This window comes from Akkermansiaceae bacterium (genome assembly GCA_019634595.1).
Taxonomy (GTDB): Bacteria; Verrucomicrobiota; Verrucomicrobiia; order Verrucomicrobiales; family Akkermansiaceae; genus Luteolibacter.
Window position 1 is genome coordinate 396684 of the sequence record JAHCBC010000004.1, and the last position, 17080, is coordinate 413763.

Annotated in this window: 15 protein-coding genes; 9 read left to right on the top strand and 6 right to left on the bottom strand. The window is 63.0% G+C overall.

The annotated features are described in order from the left end of the window. Positions 1-10 precede the first annotated feature (10 nt). Positions 11-499: a pantetheine-phosphate adenylyltransferase gene (gene coaD / locus KF712_16865; GenBank protein ID MBX3742659.1), complete on the top strand. Its 489-nt coding sequence runs from the start codon at positions 11-13 to the stop codon at positions 497-499. A gap of 222 nt (positions 500-721) precedes the next feature. On the opposite strand, the gene KF712_16870 is transcribed toward coaD, so the two are convergent. Both KF712_16870 and KF712_16875 read right to left on the bottom strand, forming a co-directional pair. After that, on the bottom strand, positions 722-1060 hold the full coding sequence (locus KF712_16870; protein MBX3742660.1) for a hypothetical protein: 339 nt from the start codon (positions 1058-1060) through the stop codon (positions 722-724). An 85-nt stretch (positions 1061-1145) separates the two neighbouring features. After that, entirely contained in the window at positions 1146-3074 is a 1929-nt protein-coding gene (locus tag KF712_16875) for a phospho-sugar mutase (protein ID MBX3742661.1), read from the bottom strand. Positions 3075-3259: 185 nt separating this feature from the next. Here KF712_16875 and KF712_16880 point away from each other — a divergent pair, with 185 nt between their 5' ends. From KF712_16880 to KF712_16890, 3 genes are all read left to right on the top strand, one after another. Then, the gene (locus KF712_16880; protein MBX3742662.1) at positions 3260-4150 is read left to right on the top strand and encodes a DMT family transporter; all 891 of its coding nucleotides are present in this window, start codon (positions 3260-3262) and stop codon (positions 4148-4150) included. 143 nt (positions 4151-4293) lie between these two features. After that, the gene (locus KF712_16885) at positions 4294-5517 is read left to right on the top strand and encodes a 6-phosphofructokinase (protein ID MBX3742663.1); all 1224 of its coding nucleotides are present in this window, start codon (positions 4294-4296) and stop codon (positions 5515-5517) included. Positions 5518-5650: 133 nt separating this feature from the next. Beyond that, positions 5651-5875 carry a hypothetical protein gene (locus tag KF712_16890; GenBank protein MBX3742664.1) on the top strand — a complete coding sequence of 75 codons (225 nt, stop codon included), beginning with the start codon at positions 5651-5653 and terminating at the stop codon, positions 5873-5875. Position 5876: 1 nt separating this feature from the next. On the opposite strand, the gene KF712_16895 is transcribed toward KF712_16890, so the two are convergent. Next, a complete protein-coding gene (locus tag KF712_16895; GenBank protein MBX3742665.1) occupies positions 5877-6287 on the bottom strand; it encodes a hypothetical protein in 411 nt (136 codons plus the stop codon). Between the two features lie 72 nt (positions 6288-6359). Further along, positions 6360-7241 carry a DUF4328 domain-containing protein gene (locus KF712_16900; GenBank protein ID MBX3742666.1) on the bottom strand — a complete coding sequence of 294 codons (882 nt, stop codon included), beginning with the start codon at positions 7239-7241 and terminating at the stop codon, positions 6360-6362. 117 nt (positions 7242-7358) lie between these two features. On the opposite strand from KF712_16900, the gene KF712_16905 reads away from it, so the two are divergent. The 4 genes from KF712_16905 (at position 7359) to KF712_16920 (ending at position 11515) form a co-directional block, all read left to right on the top strand. Next, entirely contained in the window at positions 7359-8114 is a 756-nt protein-coding gene (locus KF712_16905) for an ABC transporter ATP-binding protein (GenBank protein MBX3742667.1), read from the top strand. Continuing rightward, the gene (locus KF712_16910) at positions 8111-8908 is read left to right on the top strand and encodes an ABC transporter permease (protein ID MBX3742668.1); all 798 of its coding nucleotides are present in this window, start codon (positions 8111-8113) and stop codon (positions 8906-8908) included. Before KF712_16905 ends, KF712_16910 begins: the two co-directional genes overlap by 4 nt. Before the next feature lie 232 nt (positions 8909-9140). Continuing rightward, positions 9141-10127 (top strand): hypothetical protein, encoded by a 987-nt coding sequence (locus KF712_16915; protein MBX3742669.1) that lies wholly within the window; start codon positions 9141-9143, stop codon positions 10125-10127. A gap of 74 nt (positions 10128-10201) precedes the next feature. Continuing rightward, positions 10202-11515 carry a bifunctional UDP-3-O-[3-hydroxymyristoyl] N-acetylglucosamine deacetylase/3-hydroxyacyl-ACP dehydratase gene (locus tag KF712_16920; GenBank protein MBX3742670.1) on the top strand — a complete coding sequence of 438 codons (1314 nt, stop codon included), beginning with the start codon at positions 10202-10204 and terminating at the stop codon, positions 11513-11515. Between the two features lie 82 nt (positions 11516-11597). Here the strand turns inward: KF712_16920 and KF712_16925 are convergent, their stop codons facing one another. Then, positions 11598-12941 (bottom strand): hypothetical protein, encoded by a 1344-nt coding sequence (locus tag KF712_16925; GenBank protein ID MBX3742671.1) that lies wholly within the window; start codon positions 12939-12941, stop codon positions 11598-11600. Continuing rightward, positions 12938-14506, bottom strand: coding sequence for a hypothetical protein (locus tag KF712_16930; GenBank protein ID MBX3742672.1), 1569 nt, complete (start codon positions 14504-14506; stop codon positions 12938-12940). Before KF712_16930 ends, KF712_16925 begins: the two co-directional genes overlap by 4 nt. 269 nt (positions 14507-14775) lie before the next feature. On the opposite strand from KF712_16930, the gene KF712_16935 reads away from it, so the two are divergent. After that, complete coding sequence (locus tag KF712_16935; GenBank protein MBX3742673.1) at positions 14776-17076, top strand: RNA-binding transcriptional accessory protein; 2301 nt, start codon at positions 14776-14778, stop codon at positions 17074-17076. Positions 17077-17080 lie beyond the last annotated feature (4 nt).

Genomic DNA, 17080 nt, shown 5'->3' on the forward strand with positions numbered 1-17080 from the left:
CTCTTCCCCCATGCGCACCGCCGTCTATGCCGGTTCCTTTGATCCCCCCACCAACGGCCATCTGTGGATGATCGAACGTGGGCTTGAACTCTTCGACCGACTCATCGTCGCCATCGGTGAGAACCCGTCGAAGACCTACACCTTCACGGTCCCCCATCGCATCGAGCTGCTGCGTGCCTCCATCCCGCCGCATGAGCGGCTTTCCATCGAGCATTTCGACAACCGTTATCTGGTGGACTACGCGAAGAAGATGGACGCGAAGTACATCATCCGCGGCATCCGCTCCTCACACGACTACGAATACGAGCGGGTGATGAAGCACCTCAACGCGGACATGGCCCCGGACATCACCACCGTGTTCCTGATGCCTCCGCGCGACATCGCGGAGGTTTCCTCCAGCATGATCAAGTCCCTCACCGGCCCGGTCGGCTGGGAGGATACGGTGAAACGCTACGTGCCGGGACCGGTGTTCGAGGCGCTGGCGAAACGGGGGGCGTAAGGGGGAGTAAGGAGGGTGGACACTCTTGTCCACCGGCGGCATTGGCGAATCACATAGAATCAACCGCAAAGTCGCAAAGGGCGCGAAGTGAAGAATAAATCTCTTTAAGATTCGCTAGATTCGCGATCAGCTTTCTTTTCTTCCCTGAAAACTGAACACTGAAAGCTTCTCCTCCTTGGCTCGCCATTGCAGCCGGTGGACAAGAGTGTCCACCCTCCTTACTCAGGCGACTTTGTCCTTCCGGCCAGCGGAACGTTTCCCGAAAATCGGCATCGGCACGCCCATCACCAGCGACAGCACCGCGACCACGGGCCAGCCGATCACTTCCTCCTCCGGTTCCGGAGAGAGTGCCGCCAGGTATTCCTCCTTCAGGATCTCGGCATCCTCACGATCGCCATCATCCTCGAGAATGACACGCACTCCGCCGGTGGCGAAGCGGTAGTTCCAGAAAAGCTGCGACACGTATTCATCCAGCACCGCCGCGCCGATACCACGGGACGCCAGGAAAGAACGGAACAGGTAGGCCTCCTCCGGTGAATCAAAACGCGCGATGGGTTTCATACCCGCGCACTATCAGAAAAGATGATCCATTACAACAAAAACGCGGTCCCACCCGCAGGGGACCGCGCTTCCGTAGAGTGCAGGATCAGCCCCGCGTCGCGGCGTCCGCCTCGATCCATTTCCAGAGACCGGCGAGGCCGTCGCCGACCGCCTGCTTGGCCACGTCCAGATCACCGCCGGGAGCGGCTTTGCCGAAGAGGTAGAACTTGATCTTCGGCTCCGTGCCAGATGGGCGCACCGCGAACGAACGGCCATCCTCCAGATCCACGAAGAGCATCTTTTCCTTCGGGATCAGGTCGCCTTCTTGGTCATAGAGATCCTGTTTCGAGAAATCCCGCACTCGCAGGACCGGCGAGCCGTCCACCACTTCCGGCGGATTGCTGGCGTAGGAGTTCGCCAGTGACTGGATCTTCGCCGCTCCATCCGCACCCTCCAGCGTGAGGGACTTGCCGATTTCCAAGTGATAACCGAACTCGGAGTAGATGTCATCCATCAGCTCCGGCAGCGTCTTGCCGACGGACTTCGCATAGGCGGCGACCTCGGCGAACATGACGGCAGCGCCGTTCGCGTCCTTGTCGCGGATCGCGTCGGAGCCGAGGTAGCCGTAGCTTTCCTCCCCGCCGAAGACGAAGAAGCGGGAGTATTCCAGCCGCAGCGCGCGCGTCTGTTCCTCGCTGAGCGTGCGGTAGCCGGCGCCCTTCTTATCCGCCGGGATGGCGTCCTCGTATTTCCTCAACTTCTCGGCGATATATTTGAAGCCCGTCAGGGTATCGACGATGCTGACGCCGAAGCCATCCGCGATGGCGTGCTGCAGCTCCGTGGTTACGAAGGTTTTCACCAGCACCGCACGGGTGCGGTTCGAGGGGGTGAGCCAGCCGATCTCGAACGCGGTCTTGAGACGATACCATGCCATCAGCGAGCCGATCTGGTTGCCGGTCAGCAGCACCATCTTCCCTTCCCGGTCGCGCACGGCAACGCCCATCCGGTCCGCGTCCGGATCCGTGCCGATGACGATCTCAGCACCGGTGGCCTCCGCGAGGTCGATACCCATCTTCAAAGCGGGAGCGTTTTCCGGATTCGGGGACTCCACGGTCGGGAAACGTCCGTCCTGCACATCCTGCTCCGGCACGGTTTCCACGCCGAAGCCGAAGTCCCGCAGCATCGGCACGACGATGTGGCCGCCAGTGCCGTGGAGGTTCGTCAACACCACCTTCGCCGAGCCATTTTCCAGAAGCGATGGCTTCAGCAGCAGGGTTTTCAGCCGCGCCTTGTAACGCTCATCCATGTCGATGCCGAGGATGGTGACGGTCCCGCGCTCCGCCTCATCCACCGGGGAGTAGTGCTCGCTGGTGACGGCGTTGACTTCGTTGATGATGCCCGTTGCATGCGGATCCACGATCTGCGCGCCGGCGTTGAAGTAGGCCTTGAAGCCGTTGTCGTGGGGAGGGTTGTGGCTGGCGGTGAGCACCACGCCCGCATCCGCACCGAGCTCGCGCACGGTAAAGGAAAGCTGCGGCGTGGAGCGCGGCCCTTCGAAGAGATAGGCATCGCAGCCGAGGTCCGCGCAGACCTTGGCGCAATACTCCGCGAACTCGTGGGAGAAATGGCGCGTGTCATGGGCGAAGACGATCAGCGGCCTGCGGTCCGGTCCCACGAAACCCTTCGTGTAGGCGATGAGTCCGCGGACAGCGCGGTTCACGTTGAAATAGTTCATCGTCGCTGTACCCACGCACGGATACTGGGGACGTCCATCCGGACCGCCCACGCCCTGCTCCGCCGCGGTGATCTTCCGGCCGATGGTGCGGCCGCGCAGACCGCCGGTGCCGAAGGCCAGCGTTTTGAAAAAGCGGTCGTTCAGCTCGTCCCAGCTTCCGGAATAAACCAGTTCCTCCACCGACTTCTGCGCGACCTCCCCGGTGCTACCATTCAGCAGGTTCTCGATGTTGGTGCGGGCGGATTCCAGAAGCTTGCCTTCCGCTGCCGCGGAAACGAGGAGATCGGTCAATGGGGTCATTTCAGGCAGAATGTTAGGTGCTTTTGCCCTGCTGGCAATGCGACTGTGGTCTAAATTCGGGGTATCCACTCGCTGTCCGGGCAGCTCCGGCTCCGACTTTGGCCGGAGGCATCCCCTCCCGGCAATTTCGGAGGAAATGACACTGGATCGCGGAGCGGATCCGGGCGATGGAGGGACCGTTCCCCGTGTCCTGGCTCTACCTCAGCATCCTGTCCGCGCTCCTGCTGGGCGTCTATGATCTCTTCAAGAAGCTGGCCGTTCAGGACAACGCGGTGCTGCCGGTACTGTTCCTGAGCATCTGCACCGGCGCGGCGGTGTGGCTGCCTTTCATGGTGTGGTCCGCTGTCGCCCCCGCCACCCTGCCCTCCCCTTTCTTCCGGGTGGATGGCCTGTCCGCCCGGGAGCACCTGATGATCCTGGCAAAGGCGGCGCTGGTGGTGACGTCATGGATCTGCGGATTCAATGGCATCAAGCGGCTGCCCATGTCCGTGGCGGGTCCCATCCGCGCAAGCGCGCCGCTGTGGACGGTGCTGTTCGCCGTGCTGATCTACCATGAGTCACCCAGTGGCCGCCAGTGGAGCGGGGTGGCGGTCATCCTGGTTTCATTCTTCGCTTTCTCCCTGGTGGGGCGGAGGGAGGGCATCCATTTCCACCGGGACCGAGGAGTGTGGTGGATGGTGGGTTCCATGCTGCTGGGGGCGGCGTCCGCGCTGTACGACAAGTTCTTGCTGCAGAACGCGGGACTTTCCCCCTCCACCGTCCAGGCATGGTTCAGCGTGGACATGGGTCTGATCCTGCTGCCCGCCGTCGTCATCTGGTTCTTCCGGAAAAAAGGCCCGCCGTTCCACTGGCACTGGGCCATCCCTGCCATCGGCCTTTCGCTGCTGGCGGCTGACATCCTTTATTTCACCGCCGTCGCGCAACCGGATGCCCTCATCTCCGTGATCTCTCCGGTGCGCCGCGGGGCGGTGGTCATTTCCCTGCTAATCGGTATCATCGGCTTCAAGGAGAAGCAGTTCCGGGCAAAGGCGCTTTGCGTCGCAGGGATCATCTGCGGCATCCTGATGCTTTCCTGAAATCACGGGAATTTATCTTTATCTGTGTTTATCTGCGTTCATCTGTGGTTGAAACCTCCATTCTTCATCAGCCGGAAATTTCTCCGATTCCGCCCCGCATCAGGGCTTGCATCTGACACCGGTTCCCCCATTTTCGCGGCCCCATGAGTCGCTTAGTAGGAAAAGTTCTCGTCGCGCAAGGCGGCGGCCCAACCCCTGTCATCAACCAGAGCGTCGTCGGCGTCGCCCTCGAAGCCCGCAAATTCAGCCAGGTGACCTCCATCTACGGAGCCGTCCACGGTGTGCGCGGCATCATCGATGAGGATTTCGTCGATCTGACCCGCGAAACGACCCACAATCTCGAGCAAGTCGCCGGCACCCCATCCTCCGGCCTCCTCTCCACCCGCGACAAGCCGGACGAGGAATATTGCGCCCGCATGTTCAAGGTGATGCAGGCCCACGACATCCGCTATTTCTTCTACGTCGGCGGCAACGATTCGTCCGACACCGTGCGCATCGTCAACGAGCAGGCGAAGGCCGCCAACTACGATCTCCGTGCGATCCACATCCCGAAGACGATCGACAACGACCTTGAGGAAAACGACCACTGCCCGGGCTTCGGCTCCGCCGCACGCTTCGTCAGCCAGGCGTTCCAGGGCGTGAACCTGGACAACCGCGCGCTGCGCGGCGTCTACATCGGCGTCGTGATGGGCCGCCACGCAGGCTTCCTCACCGCTTCCTCCGCCCTTGCCCGCAAGTATGTGGATGACGGCCCGCACCTCATCTACCTGCCGGAGCGCGCATTCGACACTGACAAGTTCCTCGCCGATGTGGACCGCGTCTACAAGGAGCACGGCTTGGTCACCATCGCCGTTTCCGAAGGCATCTCCGACGCTTCCGGCACCGCCATGATCACCAAGCTGCTCGGCCACGAGGAGCGCGACGCCCACGGCAACATCCAGCTTTCCGGCACAGGCGCCCTCGGCGACCTGCTTTCCAATGAGATCCGCAAGGGACTCGGCATCAAGCGCGTCCGGTCCGATACCTTCGGCTACCTCCAGCGTTCCTTCATGGGCGTGGTCTCCGACCGCGACGCCCGCGAAGCCCGCGAGGTGGGTGAAAAGGCCGTCCAGTTCGCCATGTGGGACGACGTCGATGGTTCCGTCGCCATCAAGCGCCCAGTGCTCGACTACAGCGTGGACTACAAGCTGGTGGACATCAAGAATGTCGCGGGCAAGACCAAGCACATGCCGGACGAGTTCATCAACGAGGAAGGCAACGGCGTCACCCAGGCCTTCCACGCCTACTGCCGTCCGCTGCTGGGCAACGGCGTGCCGGAGTCCCACCGCCTCCGCGCCCCATCCGTGGCGAAAATCCTCCACAAGTAAGCTCTCCTTCCATCTTTCCAAGAGACCGGCCGAAACGCCGGTCTCTTTTTTTGTTCACCGGAGGTATCCGGCCGCACAGGCGATGGAAACACACCCCTTGCATTCCACAGCGCCTTTTCACGATGATGCGACCATGAAAACTGCAGCCAGGATTCTGATCTTCCTGCTCGCTGCCATTTTCATCATTGGTGGAATCGCCTCCTTTGAAATCGTCCCCCGCGAGTGGATGGACGATGGCCCCCAGTGGATCAAATGGACCGTGGGGGCATGCTTCCTGCTTTTCTCCCTGTTGGTGGCAATCGGCTACGTGTTGGACAGTGGGGTCATCCGGAGAATGCTCGGGAGCAAACAGAAATGATCTATTCCGGCCTGCCGGACCAGTGACCCGCAGTCCTGAGAACGGAGGGTCCTCGCGGAACCGGTTCCTCGCGGATCTCATGCAGGCGGAACATGAAACAGAACGCCAGCGCGGCACATGCCACATTCCCCATCAGCGTGATCGACAACAGGCCGCGGCAGGGTTCCCGACGTTCACGGGCGGCAAAGCAGAGGAAGATCCCGGCGATGGCCGCGGCGGCGAAGGCGAGGCACGAATGCCCGCCGAGGATGATGGCCGGAAGGATCAGCCCGTCGATGCCATACAGGATGAAGATCAGCGGCACCGGCAGCAGCGCGGTGATGGTGAATGCGCGGGATTTCCACGATGTGCCCGGCGGCGGCGGCGCGTGGCGGGGAGCGGAGGTGCGGGGGAAAGGATACGGTGCGTTCACGGACACCACTCCGCCATCACCCGGGTGAAGGGATGATGCGGTGAACGTGAAAAAGCGATGAAGCGGACGGGCTCACACGGTATCACCCGTGGCCTGGCTGCCACTGACCAGCGCGGCCTGGCGGCGATATACATTGAGAACCAAAATGATGGCGGCAACCGCAGAGGCGACACCAAATCCGTTGGAGATCAGGGAAGCAATGGTGGATGTCTTGATCTGATCAATGGTTTCGGCAGCCAACCCGAGCCGGGAGGAGATATTGGAGGAAATGTTGCTCAGCAGCCACAGTGTCCACCAGATGCCCACCACCGGTCCGGCCTTGCGATGCGTCCAGCCGATGGGATCTCCGCTGACTTTCCATATCTCCGCCATGGACTGGCAAGGCTTCACCAGGTTGGCGAAGGGGATGAAGTACCACCCGACCGCCCACCCCGGGGTGAACTGCATGCCCTGTGCCCCGAAGCCGCGCGAGTTCCTGTTCGCCCGGTGGACCCACATGCAGAAGCAGATGATCGTGGCGATGTAGATGATGAGAGCAGCGATCCCGCCCATGCTCTGCCTGGAGTCATTGGCCGTCGCTTCCGCTTCGGTGAACTGGCGTGACAGCATCACATGCTGGGAGAAATCGAGCAGCATTACGATCGCATCGACGAGAAGGCTGAGGCCCAGCAGGACGATCAGCACCGTTGTGATGCCACGTGGATCTTTTACGAAAGCGAACACCCCGGACTGTGGGGCGGCGACCGTCTCCGCCACCGTGGGTGTGGCGTAGGGGTTCGGCTGCGACTCCGCCTGGGCCGGTGACAACTCGGTGACAGGGCGCCAGTCAGCCATGCCGCCCTGCCAGTAGAGCGTTCCCGCCGGCCATCCTTTGCGGGAGGATATCTCCCGGGCTTCGCCCTCGGATACGGTGCGCTGGGCCTCTCCGGGGACGGCGATGTGGATGTCTGGCATCCCTGATCGTGCGCAGGTCGGCCCAACGCCCGCAAGACGGAACAAGGAATTCAGGACGAACAACTCCCCCGCTTCCGTCGTTGCGCCGCTCCCATCCCCCGTTAGAGTATCGGCCACATGCCGGAACCCATCCTCGCAGTCAGCCACATCGCCAAATCCTTCGGCGATTTCAGGGCGGTGAAGGATGTTTCATTCACGGTGAATCCGGGCGAGGTGGTGGGCCTGCTGGGCGTGAACGGCGCGGGCAAGACGACGGTGATGAGCATGCTGCTGGGCCTCATCACCCCGGACTCCGGTAACATCCATGTCTTTGGGAAGAATTTCGCGAAGCACCGGTTGGATATCCTGCGGCGGACGAATTTCTGCACGACTTACGCCGCCTTGCCGTCGAACCTGAAGGTGAAGCACAACCTCCGCATCTTCGCCCGGCTCTATGGGGTGGCAAAGCCGAACCAGAAGGTGGACGAGCTGCTGGAACTGCTGGAGATCACGCGGCTGGCGGACTCCATCACCGGACGGCTGAGCGCCGGTGAATCCACCCGTGTGAACCTGGCGAAGGCACTGCTCAACGATCCGGACCTGTTGATGCTGGACGAGCCGACCGCCTCGCTGGATCCGGACATCGCCGACAAGGTGCGAAAGCTGGTGCGCCGCATCCAGAAGGAGCGCAGCCCGGCCATCCTCTACACGTCCCACAACATGCGCGACATCGAGGAGGTGTGTGACCGGGTGCTTTTCCTTCACAAGGGCGAGATCCTCACGGAGGGGACGCCGGAACAGATCGTGGCGCACTTCGACGAGGAGGATCTGGAGAACGTCTTCATCAAGGTGGCGCGCGGCCATGAGAACCCCGCGGAGAATCCTCCGGCATGAACCCGAACATCATCTACGCCCTGGTCTCCCGCTACGTGCTGCTCTACACGCGCAATCCGGTGCGGCTGGTGGAGCTGTTTTTCTGGCCCATCGTCCAGCTCCTGGTGTGGGGTTTCCTCACCAGCTACCTGCAGGGACAAGGCGGCGGGAATTTCCCGAAAGTGATCACCTTCCTCATCGGCGGCATCATCCTGTGGGACGCTCTGTTCCGTTCCCAGCAGGGCGTGGCCATCTCCTTTCTGGAGGATGTGTGGACGCGGAACCTGCTGAACGTCTTCGCCGCACCGGTGAGGATGACGGAGTATCTGGCGGCAACCTGCGTGGTGGGCGTGCTGCGGGTTATCGTGACCACGGTGGTGATGATCGTCATCGCGCGGGTGGCGTATGCTTTCAACCTGTTCCAGTTCGAGGTGAGCCTGGTGCTGTTCTACGTGAACCTGATGCTGTTCGGCTGGTGCCTGGGCGTGCTGGTGACGGCGTTGATCCTGCGCTACGGACATGGCGCGGAGTCGCTGGCCTGGGCCATCCCGTTCATGATCCAGCCGGTGGCGGCGGTGTTCTATCCCGTCTCCGCCCTGCCCTCCTGGCTGCAACCGGTGGCCCACGCGCTGCCGCCGTCCCATGTGTTCGAGGGCATGCGGCACATCCTCACCCATGGCGGCGCGGACTGGCGGTCGATGGCGGTCGCCTTCGGCCTGAACGTGCTCTATCTGACGCTGGCCGGATTTGTTTTTTCCCTCTCCCTGCGCACGGCGAAGAAGCGCGGGCTGCTGGTGAAGGTGAGTTCGTCGTGAAAGGGCAGGGACGGTTCTCCGAACCGTCAGGCTGGGAATACGCGCCCTCACCTGCCGGTTCCTTTCCGCCAACGGGTCCGCTGGAGGGCATATGGGGTTTTCCAGTTAGATAATCCATCTTGGGATCTTTCCGGCTATCCCCAGCCGGATCGCATGGAATGCGGTCCCTGCCAACCTGGTTGAAGATACGTTTCCGCTTGAATCATCATGCCCTGCCGGAGAGCTTGGCAGGATGAGCAATGCGCCGGGATTGGTCCGTTCGTGGCCGTGGATGGTGGTGGTGGCCGTGGCCTTCGCCGGTGGATTCGCACTCAGTGGCGCGATCAATGCCAGCCGCCAGAAGCAGGTTGAGGCGGAAAGCAAGGACCGCCAGAGGAAGGGAGCCTGGGCATCTCTGGACGAGGACGCGGGAACGCCCGGACGATCCATGAGCAGTTGGAGATCCAAGGCGGATGACGGCGGCAGCGGGCGGGTTTCCCTCGAAGCGAGGATCGCCAAAACCATTCGTATGAAGAACCCCTCCGACCGCATTTCCGCGTGGGTGCGGGAGGTGGACGGAATGACGGCGGAGAACGCGCTGGCCTACCTGAACGCACTGGATGCCTCCGACCCGCAGGCTAAGAAGTCGCTGGAGTGGCAGATCCTGATCCGGAAATGGATGGAGGTGGACCCCGCGGGATGCGCCAGCCACATCGCTTCCCTTCCCGTGGAGACGAAGACGCAGTTCGCCATCGACGTTGCGATGAACAAATGGACGGAGACGGACCTGGGGGCCGCCGCCGCTTTCATCGAGACGCTGAAAGGAACGGCACTGTATGACAGCGCCCTGCACAGCCACATCGGCCGGATCGGCACGTCGGACCTGCAGAGCGCGATGTCGATGGCGGACCGCGCGTGGAAGGAGAATCCGGAGAAATACAACTGGATGATGGAGCGCCTGCACGGTGAGTTCCGGTTCGCCAACCAAGGCGGGGATTCGCGCGAGTTTTTCGACTCCATCCCCACTGCGGAGGGAAAGGCAGCCGCGTTCGGCCACGTGTTCTACCGGCTCTGGAACAACTCCGCGGATGAGGCGGCGGACTGGCTGGTGACCCAGCCCGACTTCGCCTCCGGGGCGGCGGTCCGCCGGATCGTGAACCTGAAGAACGCCACGGCGGCGGGAAGCGGCGATAACTGGAAGGCGGAGCATTTCCCCCAGGTGGACATCACTGGCGGCTGAGGGGCACCAAGGGGCCGGGATTCCGCCCTTATTCCGGCTTGAACATTGCTGGTGGGGCCACAAACTGCCCCTTCATGTCAGCCGCCGTCCAGCATACCCTCGCAGGCTCCGCCACTCTCGAAGGAACCTCCCTCCACACCGGGGAGAAAGTCACCCTCACCCTGAAACCCGCTCCGGAAGGCCATGGCTTCAAGTTCCGCCGCATCGACCTGCCGGACCAGCCGTTCATCAACGCGGATGTGGACAAGGTGCAGACCGTCGAGCGCGCCACCACCCTCGCGGAAGGCTCCGTGAAGGTCCACACCGTGGAGCACGTGATCTCCGCCCTCACCGGCATGGGCGTGGACAACGCCCTCATCGAGATGGACGCGAACGAGCCACCCATCGGTGACGGCTCGTCACTTCCTTTCGTGGAGTTGATCAAGAAGGCTGGCATCGTCCCGCAGAACGCCCTCCGCAAGATCTGGGAAATCCGCGAGCCGATCCACCTGGAAACCGGCGACGGCACGCTCATCACCATCGTCCCCAGCAAGACGTTCCGCGTCTCCGTGACCAACGTCGGCCCGGAAGGCCGCTTCACCCAATATTTCTCCACCGAGATCAACCCGGCGACCTATGAGAAGGAAATCTGCGCCGCACGGACCTTCGTCTATTACGAGGACGTGAAGCCGCTGCTCGAAAAGGGCCTCATCAAGGGCGGCTCGCTCGAAAGCGCCGTGGTCATCCGTGGCAACGAGGTGATGTCCAAGGAAGCCCTCCGCTTCAACAACGAGTTCGCCCGCCACAAGGCGCTCGACCTCATCGGCGACCTCATGCTTTCCGGCAAGCGGATCCTCGGCCATGTCATCGCCGTGAAGCCGGGCCACGGCCCGAACACGCAGATGGCCGCGAAGCTGAAGACGGAATACGCGCGCATGCGCTCCATGGTGCCAACCGCCGTCACCATCCCGGATGCGGAGAGCGTCCTGGACATCAACGAGGTGCTCAACATCCTGCCTCACCGCTATCCTTTCCTGATGGTGGACCGCGTGGTGGACTTCGAGGAGAACAAGTGTGTGGCGATCAAGAATGTCACCATCAACGAGCCGTTTTTCCAAGGCCACTTCCCGGGCCACCCGATCATGCCCGGCGTGCTCCAACTGGAGGCGATGGCCCAGGTTTCCTCCATCCTCATGCTCCGCAAGCCGGAGAACGCCGGCAAGATCGGCTACTTCATGAGCGCGGACAGCGTGAAATGGCGCCGCCCGGTGATGCCCGGCGACACGGTGGTCATCGAGAGCGACATCATGAAGATCCGCGGTGCGATCGGCCAGACGAAGTGCCGCTGCCTTGTGAACGGCGAGGTCGTCTCCGAAGCGGAGCTGAAGTTCGCGCTGATGGACCGGTGAGCGCGGCGGCGTGGGGAGGAGTGTGCCGACCCGGGCGGAAGCAAGGTGCCGGTCTGAAGACCGGCGCTCCCAGCGGCTCCCCTCACTTCCCTCCCAAGCCTTGATTCTTTGCCCAACTGTCGTAGGAGCGCTGGGCGGCGGCTTTTGCCTCCGGGTCGGTCATGCGTTCGACGGCCCATTGGAAGAGCGCCTCGTCATTGCGGGCGTAGATCGCATTCTGGGTATAGGCGAAAAGCACGCGGTCCTTCCGTGGATCCTGGTCGGGCAATGATTCGATCCATGCCCTCGCTCCGGCATTGTCCCGGTTGATGAGCGGATCGACCGTGCGGCGGAAGAGGTAGTCCGCCTCCGGGCGGTCCGGCAGCTTCATCCCCCACTCCGCGAGCTGACGCGTATCCTGCAGATTGCGGCTGTAGTCGGCCAGTTGCTGGCCCGCGCCGGCCACCCGGTCCCACTGGTCCGTGGCCATGAGCATGTCCAGCACTGCGGGGGCGTTCTTCGTCCCCTGCGGCCCGTTGAGAAAGGCAACCGCCGCGCGCTTCCGCATCTCCGGATCCAGCTTCGCCCACTCCGCGCCGAGGGTGGCGGCTCCGGCATCACGGAGGGTGGCGCTGAATTCGTGCAGCAACACCGTCTTCGCGCGGTCGTCCGTGGCGGCGGCCAGGCGCCCCCTCACTTCGGCGGCATTTCCTTCCGCCGCAGGCAGTGAGTTGAAGGCGGCTGCGATCAGGCCGTTCGTGCCGGATTGATCCGGCATCATGATGAGCTTTCGCACCACCTGCTCCTTGAGTTCCGGGTTTCCACCTGCCGTCCGCATCGCGCTCTGCACCGCCGTCATGGAGTGGGGAAATGGAATCCGGTGGGCCACGGAAACGACGAAGACCGGTTCCGTCTTTGACGCACTTTCGATCCACTGCCTGCGAAAAAGCGCCGTGCCCAGCCCCAGCTTTCCGGACTGGAAAAGATCCCACGCGTCCATCGGCCTGGCTTGGAAAGCTTCATCAAACGCCACCATCAATGGGCTGATACCGCCCTTCTGCGTGCCACCGTCCCAGGCATTGTCCAGAGCCGCGCGCATGGCTCCCTCCATGTCCACCATGGACCACTCCCGCAGCACGCCGATCTGCATTTCCAGCCGCTGGCTGACGGTGAGGTCACGCGAGGCGATAGCGTCCCACGCTCCGCGGAAATCATTGCTGCCAGACGCCTTTGTCTCCGTGGCTCCCTTTGAAAGCGTCCCTGCTCCTACCGGTCTGCCGGGCCGGTCGGGGATGGCATACCCTTTCCCACCATGCGCGGAAGTTCCGCCGTCTGCCGGGGTATCGTGATCGCCGCTGGACGCCGCCTGTTTCAACGAAACGGCTGCCACCAGCCCGATGCCCAGGCACGCGGCATGGGTCAGCGCCTTGCGTTGCCACGTTCTCATTGGCCCACCTCCATCATCTGCTTGAGCTTCGGGTCCTTGATCTGGCTGATGAGCCTCTCCTTCAGTTCCGGGTTCCCGGATCGCATCCGCTTCACCAGCGCGAAGGACGCCATTTCGCGGTCGATGCCTTCCGGCAGGCTGCCCACCCACTCGTCATATTGCGTGGCTCCCAGCCGCTCGCGGTATCTCTGGGTCTTGTCCTCCCAGACGCGCAGCCGCGTGTCCCAGAGCGCCGGGTTCCCGGTGTCCGCCGGGATGGTGCGGATGAAGTCATGGAAATCCTGGGGGTTCCCCTCCACGAACTGCCACTGCGGGGCCTTCATCACCATTTCCCACTTCTTGTCCGCAGGCAGACCGTCCAGCAGGCTGGTCGCCTTCGGCCCGCCGAACTCCGAGAGTTCCTTGAAAAGCTGGAGCTTCAGGGACTCCGGAGACTTCGCCGCCAGTTCCGGCAGAGCTTTCGCCATTTCCCGGTAGATTTCCTCCGCCGTGGCCGTCCCGTGGCGGAAGGCGAACCGCCAGTCCCGCCCCGCGTCCAGGGCCGTCACGACGTCCCGGCCGCCCAGCTCCAGCCGGATCTGCTCCTCGGGCAAGCCCGGCTGGAACCCGGCGACCACTTCCACCCGTTTCCCGAAGTCGTAGTCCGGACTGAGATACATAAGCGCGTGGTAGTCGTGATGCTTCAGCAAGCTGCCTTGGAAAGCGGGGTCCGTCCCAGCAGAGGCCAGGTGCCGCTGCAACCATGCCATGCCTTCCTTTCCCTGCTGCTTCGCATAAAGTAGCACGGTGAGCGGCGCGCGTTCCCCCTCCGCCAAGCCGAAAAGATCGTCCGCCCGTGACATCGGCCAGGTGTCGATCAGGGAAAGCCGGATGTTGTTCCACTGCTGCTGGTCGATCCCGGCTTTCAACCCGGCAAGCTGGCTGAGATCCGCAGCGGCACCGGCATGGTCCGCGATGCTGCGCGTGAGCTCCGTATCCAACCGCGAGTTCACGCCGATCCATTTCCCAGCTTCCACGATGCCCGCGCCGGGGACCATCACATCGAGCGAATTACGGAGATAGGCCACCATCTCGCCAAGGTCTTCCTTTGACTTCCCTGCGAACCAGGTGAGCGCCGCCTTCGGGTCGGCGTCCATCCAGTGGAGCAGGCGCACCTCCAGTTCCTGTGCCTCCTCCGGGGTGATGGATTGGCCGGTGCGGACTTTCGCGAGATGAGCTTCCAGCTTTTCCGAGGCCGCCGCGGCGGGATCTCCGGCCACCGGCACTGCGGCAGCGCGTTTCTTCAGCTCCTCCGCTTGCACCAGGCGGAGTTGGAACGCTTCCGCCCGCTTCATCTTCGCGGGGAGTTTCGTCTTTCCAGCGGCGATGCGGTCAAGGATCTCGTTCGCGGTCCCACCGGGCGGACGAGCGGCGCGTTCGTGGCTGCGGAATTTCAGCGAACGCCCGCCATCCCCCGCTGCGGCGACCACACGGTCCCCCGCCACCGTCCACAGCCCCCACCCGGCGAGAACCGCCAGCAGATGGCTCCCCACCCAGATCCCCGAAGTCCACGCCGGTTTTTTCACAGACCCGTCCCCTATCCGGAAAGCCTATGACTGGCAATGAAATCCGCGTCTTGCGGCGAGATGTGTCCGGACTGGGACCCGGGATTCATCCCGCTTGGTTTCGCAAAGGCTGGATTCTCCGGGGCGGGATGAATCCCGCGGTCCCAGTGGCCATCCATCCGCTCCGCCCCCTTTGGCAAGCTGGAAATCCCCTGTGGGACCTGAATTTTCCGCACGCCGCCTTTCGCTTGCCCCACCCCGGCGGGAGGCCTCATTTTCCTCTCCGTCCCATGACCCACCTCGAAACCATCGCCCGCGAAACGGGCATCTCACTTTCCTCCGTCACCGCCACCTCGAAGCTCATCGCCGAAGGCGGCACCGTCCCTTTCATCTCCCGCTACCGGAAGGAGCAGACCGGCTCTCTGGACGAGGTCCAGATCACCACCATCCGCGACCGCATGCTGCAACTGGCGGAACTGGACAGCCGCCGCACCGCCGTCCTGAAGTCCCTGGAGGAGCGCAACCTGCTGACGGACGAGCTGAAAAAGAAGCTCAACGCCGCCACCACCCTCACCAGTGTGGAGGACATCTTCGCCCCCTTCCGCCCGAAGCGCCAGACCCGCGCCACCAAGGCCATCGAGCGCGGCCTGACCCCGCTCGCCGACTGGCTGCTGGAAAACCAGTCCGCCGATCCCGCCGAAGAGGCCGCGAAGTTCGTCGATGCGGAGAAGGAAGTCCCCACCGCGGCCGATGCGCTGGCCGGTGCCCGCGACATCATCGCGGAGCGGGTGGCGGATGACGCCGCCCTCCGTGGCCGCGTGCGTAAGATCTACGAAGAGGAGGCCACCGTTTCCTCCAAGATCATGTATGGAAAGGAAGAGGAGGCGGACGCCCAGAAGTTCCGCGACTACTTCGAGTGGTCGGAGCCGTTCAAGGCCATCCCGTCCCACCGGATGCTGGCCATCCGTCGTGGCGAGAAGGAGGGCTTCCTCCTCATGCGTGTGGAGGTTCCACTGGACCGTGTGTCCGCCCAGGCGCTCCCGGATTGGGTGAAAGGCTCCGGCGAAGGCTCGAAGAACGTCGCCCAGGCCGTCGAGGATGGCTGCAAGCGCCTGCTCATGCCGTCCATGGAAACGGAAGCCCGCCTGCTCGCCAAAAAGCGCGCGGATGAAACCGCCATCGCCGTCTTCGCAGAAAACCTCCGCGAGCTGCTACTGGCCTCCGCTCTCGGAGAAAAGCGACTGCTCGCCATCGACCCCGGCTTCCGCACCGGCTGCAAGACCGTCGTACTGGACCGCTCCGGAAAGCTCCTGCATCACACCGTGCTCCACTGCACCGCGGGCTCCAACCACCAGCTCTACGAGGCCGCCAACGAGCTGGTCACGCTGCTGAAGAAATACGACGTCGAGGCCATCGCCATCGGCAACGGCACCGCCAGCCGCGAGGCCGAGGCCTTCGTGAAAAAGCTGAAGGTCACCCAGCCGATCATCATCGTGAATGAGAGCGGTGCTTCCATTTACTCCGCATCCGATGTGGCGCGGGAGGAGTTCCCGAACGAGGACGTCACCGTGCGCGGGGCCGTCTCCATCGGCCGCCGCCTGATGGACCCGCTGGCGGAGCTGGTGAAGATCGACCCGAAATCCATCGGCGTCGGCCAATACCAGCACGACGTGGACCAGCGCCAGCTCAACGCCTCGCTCGATGATACCGTCATTTCCTGCGTGAACGCCGTGGGCGTGGAGATCAACACGGCTTCCAAGAAGCTGCTCTCCTATGTCTCCGGCCTCAATGCGTCCCTGGCGGAGAACATCGTCGCCTTCCGGAATGAGAACGGTGCCTTCACCTCCCGTGAGCAACTGAAGAAGGTGCCGCGCCTTGGTGAGAAAGCCTTTGAGCAAGCGGCGGGATTCCTCCGCGTGCGTGGTGGCGAGCACCCGCTCGATTCCTCCGCCGTCCACCCGGAACGCTACCCGCTGGTGGAGCGCATGGCTGCGGAAGCAGGATGCGAGGTGGTCGAACTGCTCACCAACGAGGCTGCCCGCAAGAAGATCGACCTCAAGAAATATGTCAGCGAGGAAGTGGGTCTGCCGACGCTCCAGGACATTCTCAACGAGCTGGCCAAGCCGGGCCGCGACCCGCGGAAGCAGTTCGAGCTATTCTCTTTTACGGATGGTGTGGAAAAACCTTCCGACCTGCAGGTGGGCATGAAGCTCCCCGGCATCGTCACCAACGTGACTGCCTTCGGTGCCTTCGTGGATGTGGGCGTCCACCAGGACGGACTCGTCCACGTTTCCCAGCTCGCGGATCATTTCGTCCGTGACGCGTCCGAAGTCGTGAAGGTCGGACAGAAGGTTCAGATCACCGTCATGGAGGTGGACCTGAAGCGCAACCGCATCGCCCTTTCCATGAAGTCGAAGCCGGACATGGAGGGCGGCCGCCGCTCGGACGGCGGTGACCGGGATTCCCGTCCCGGCGGCAACCGTCCGCGCCAGCAAGGCGGCGGTGGTGGTGGCAACGGCAACTTCCGCCCCAACAGCGCCCCGGGCAACGACTGGTTCTCCCAGGCGTTGAACCAGGCGAAGAAGAAGTGATTTT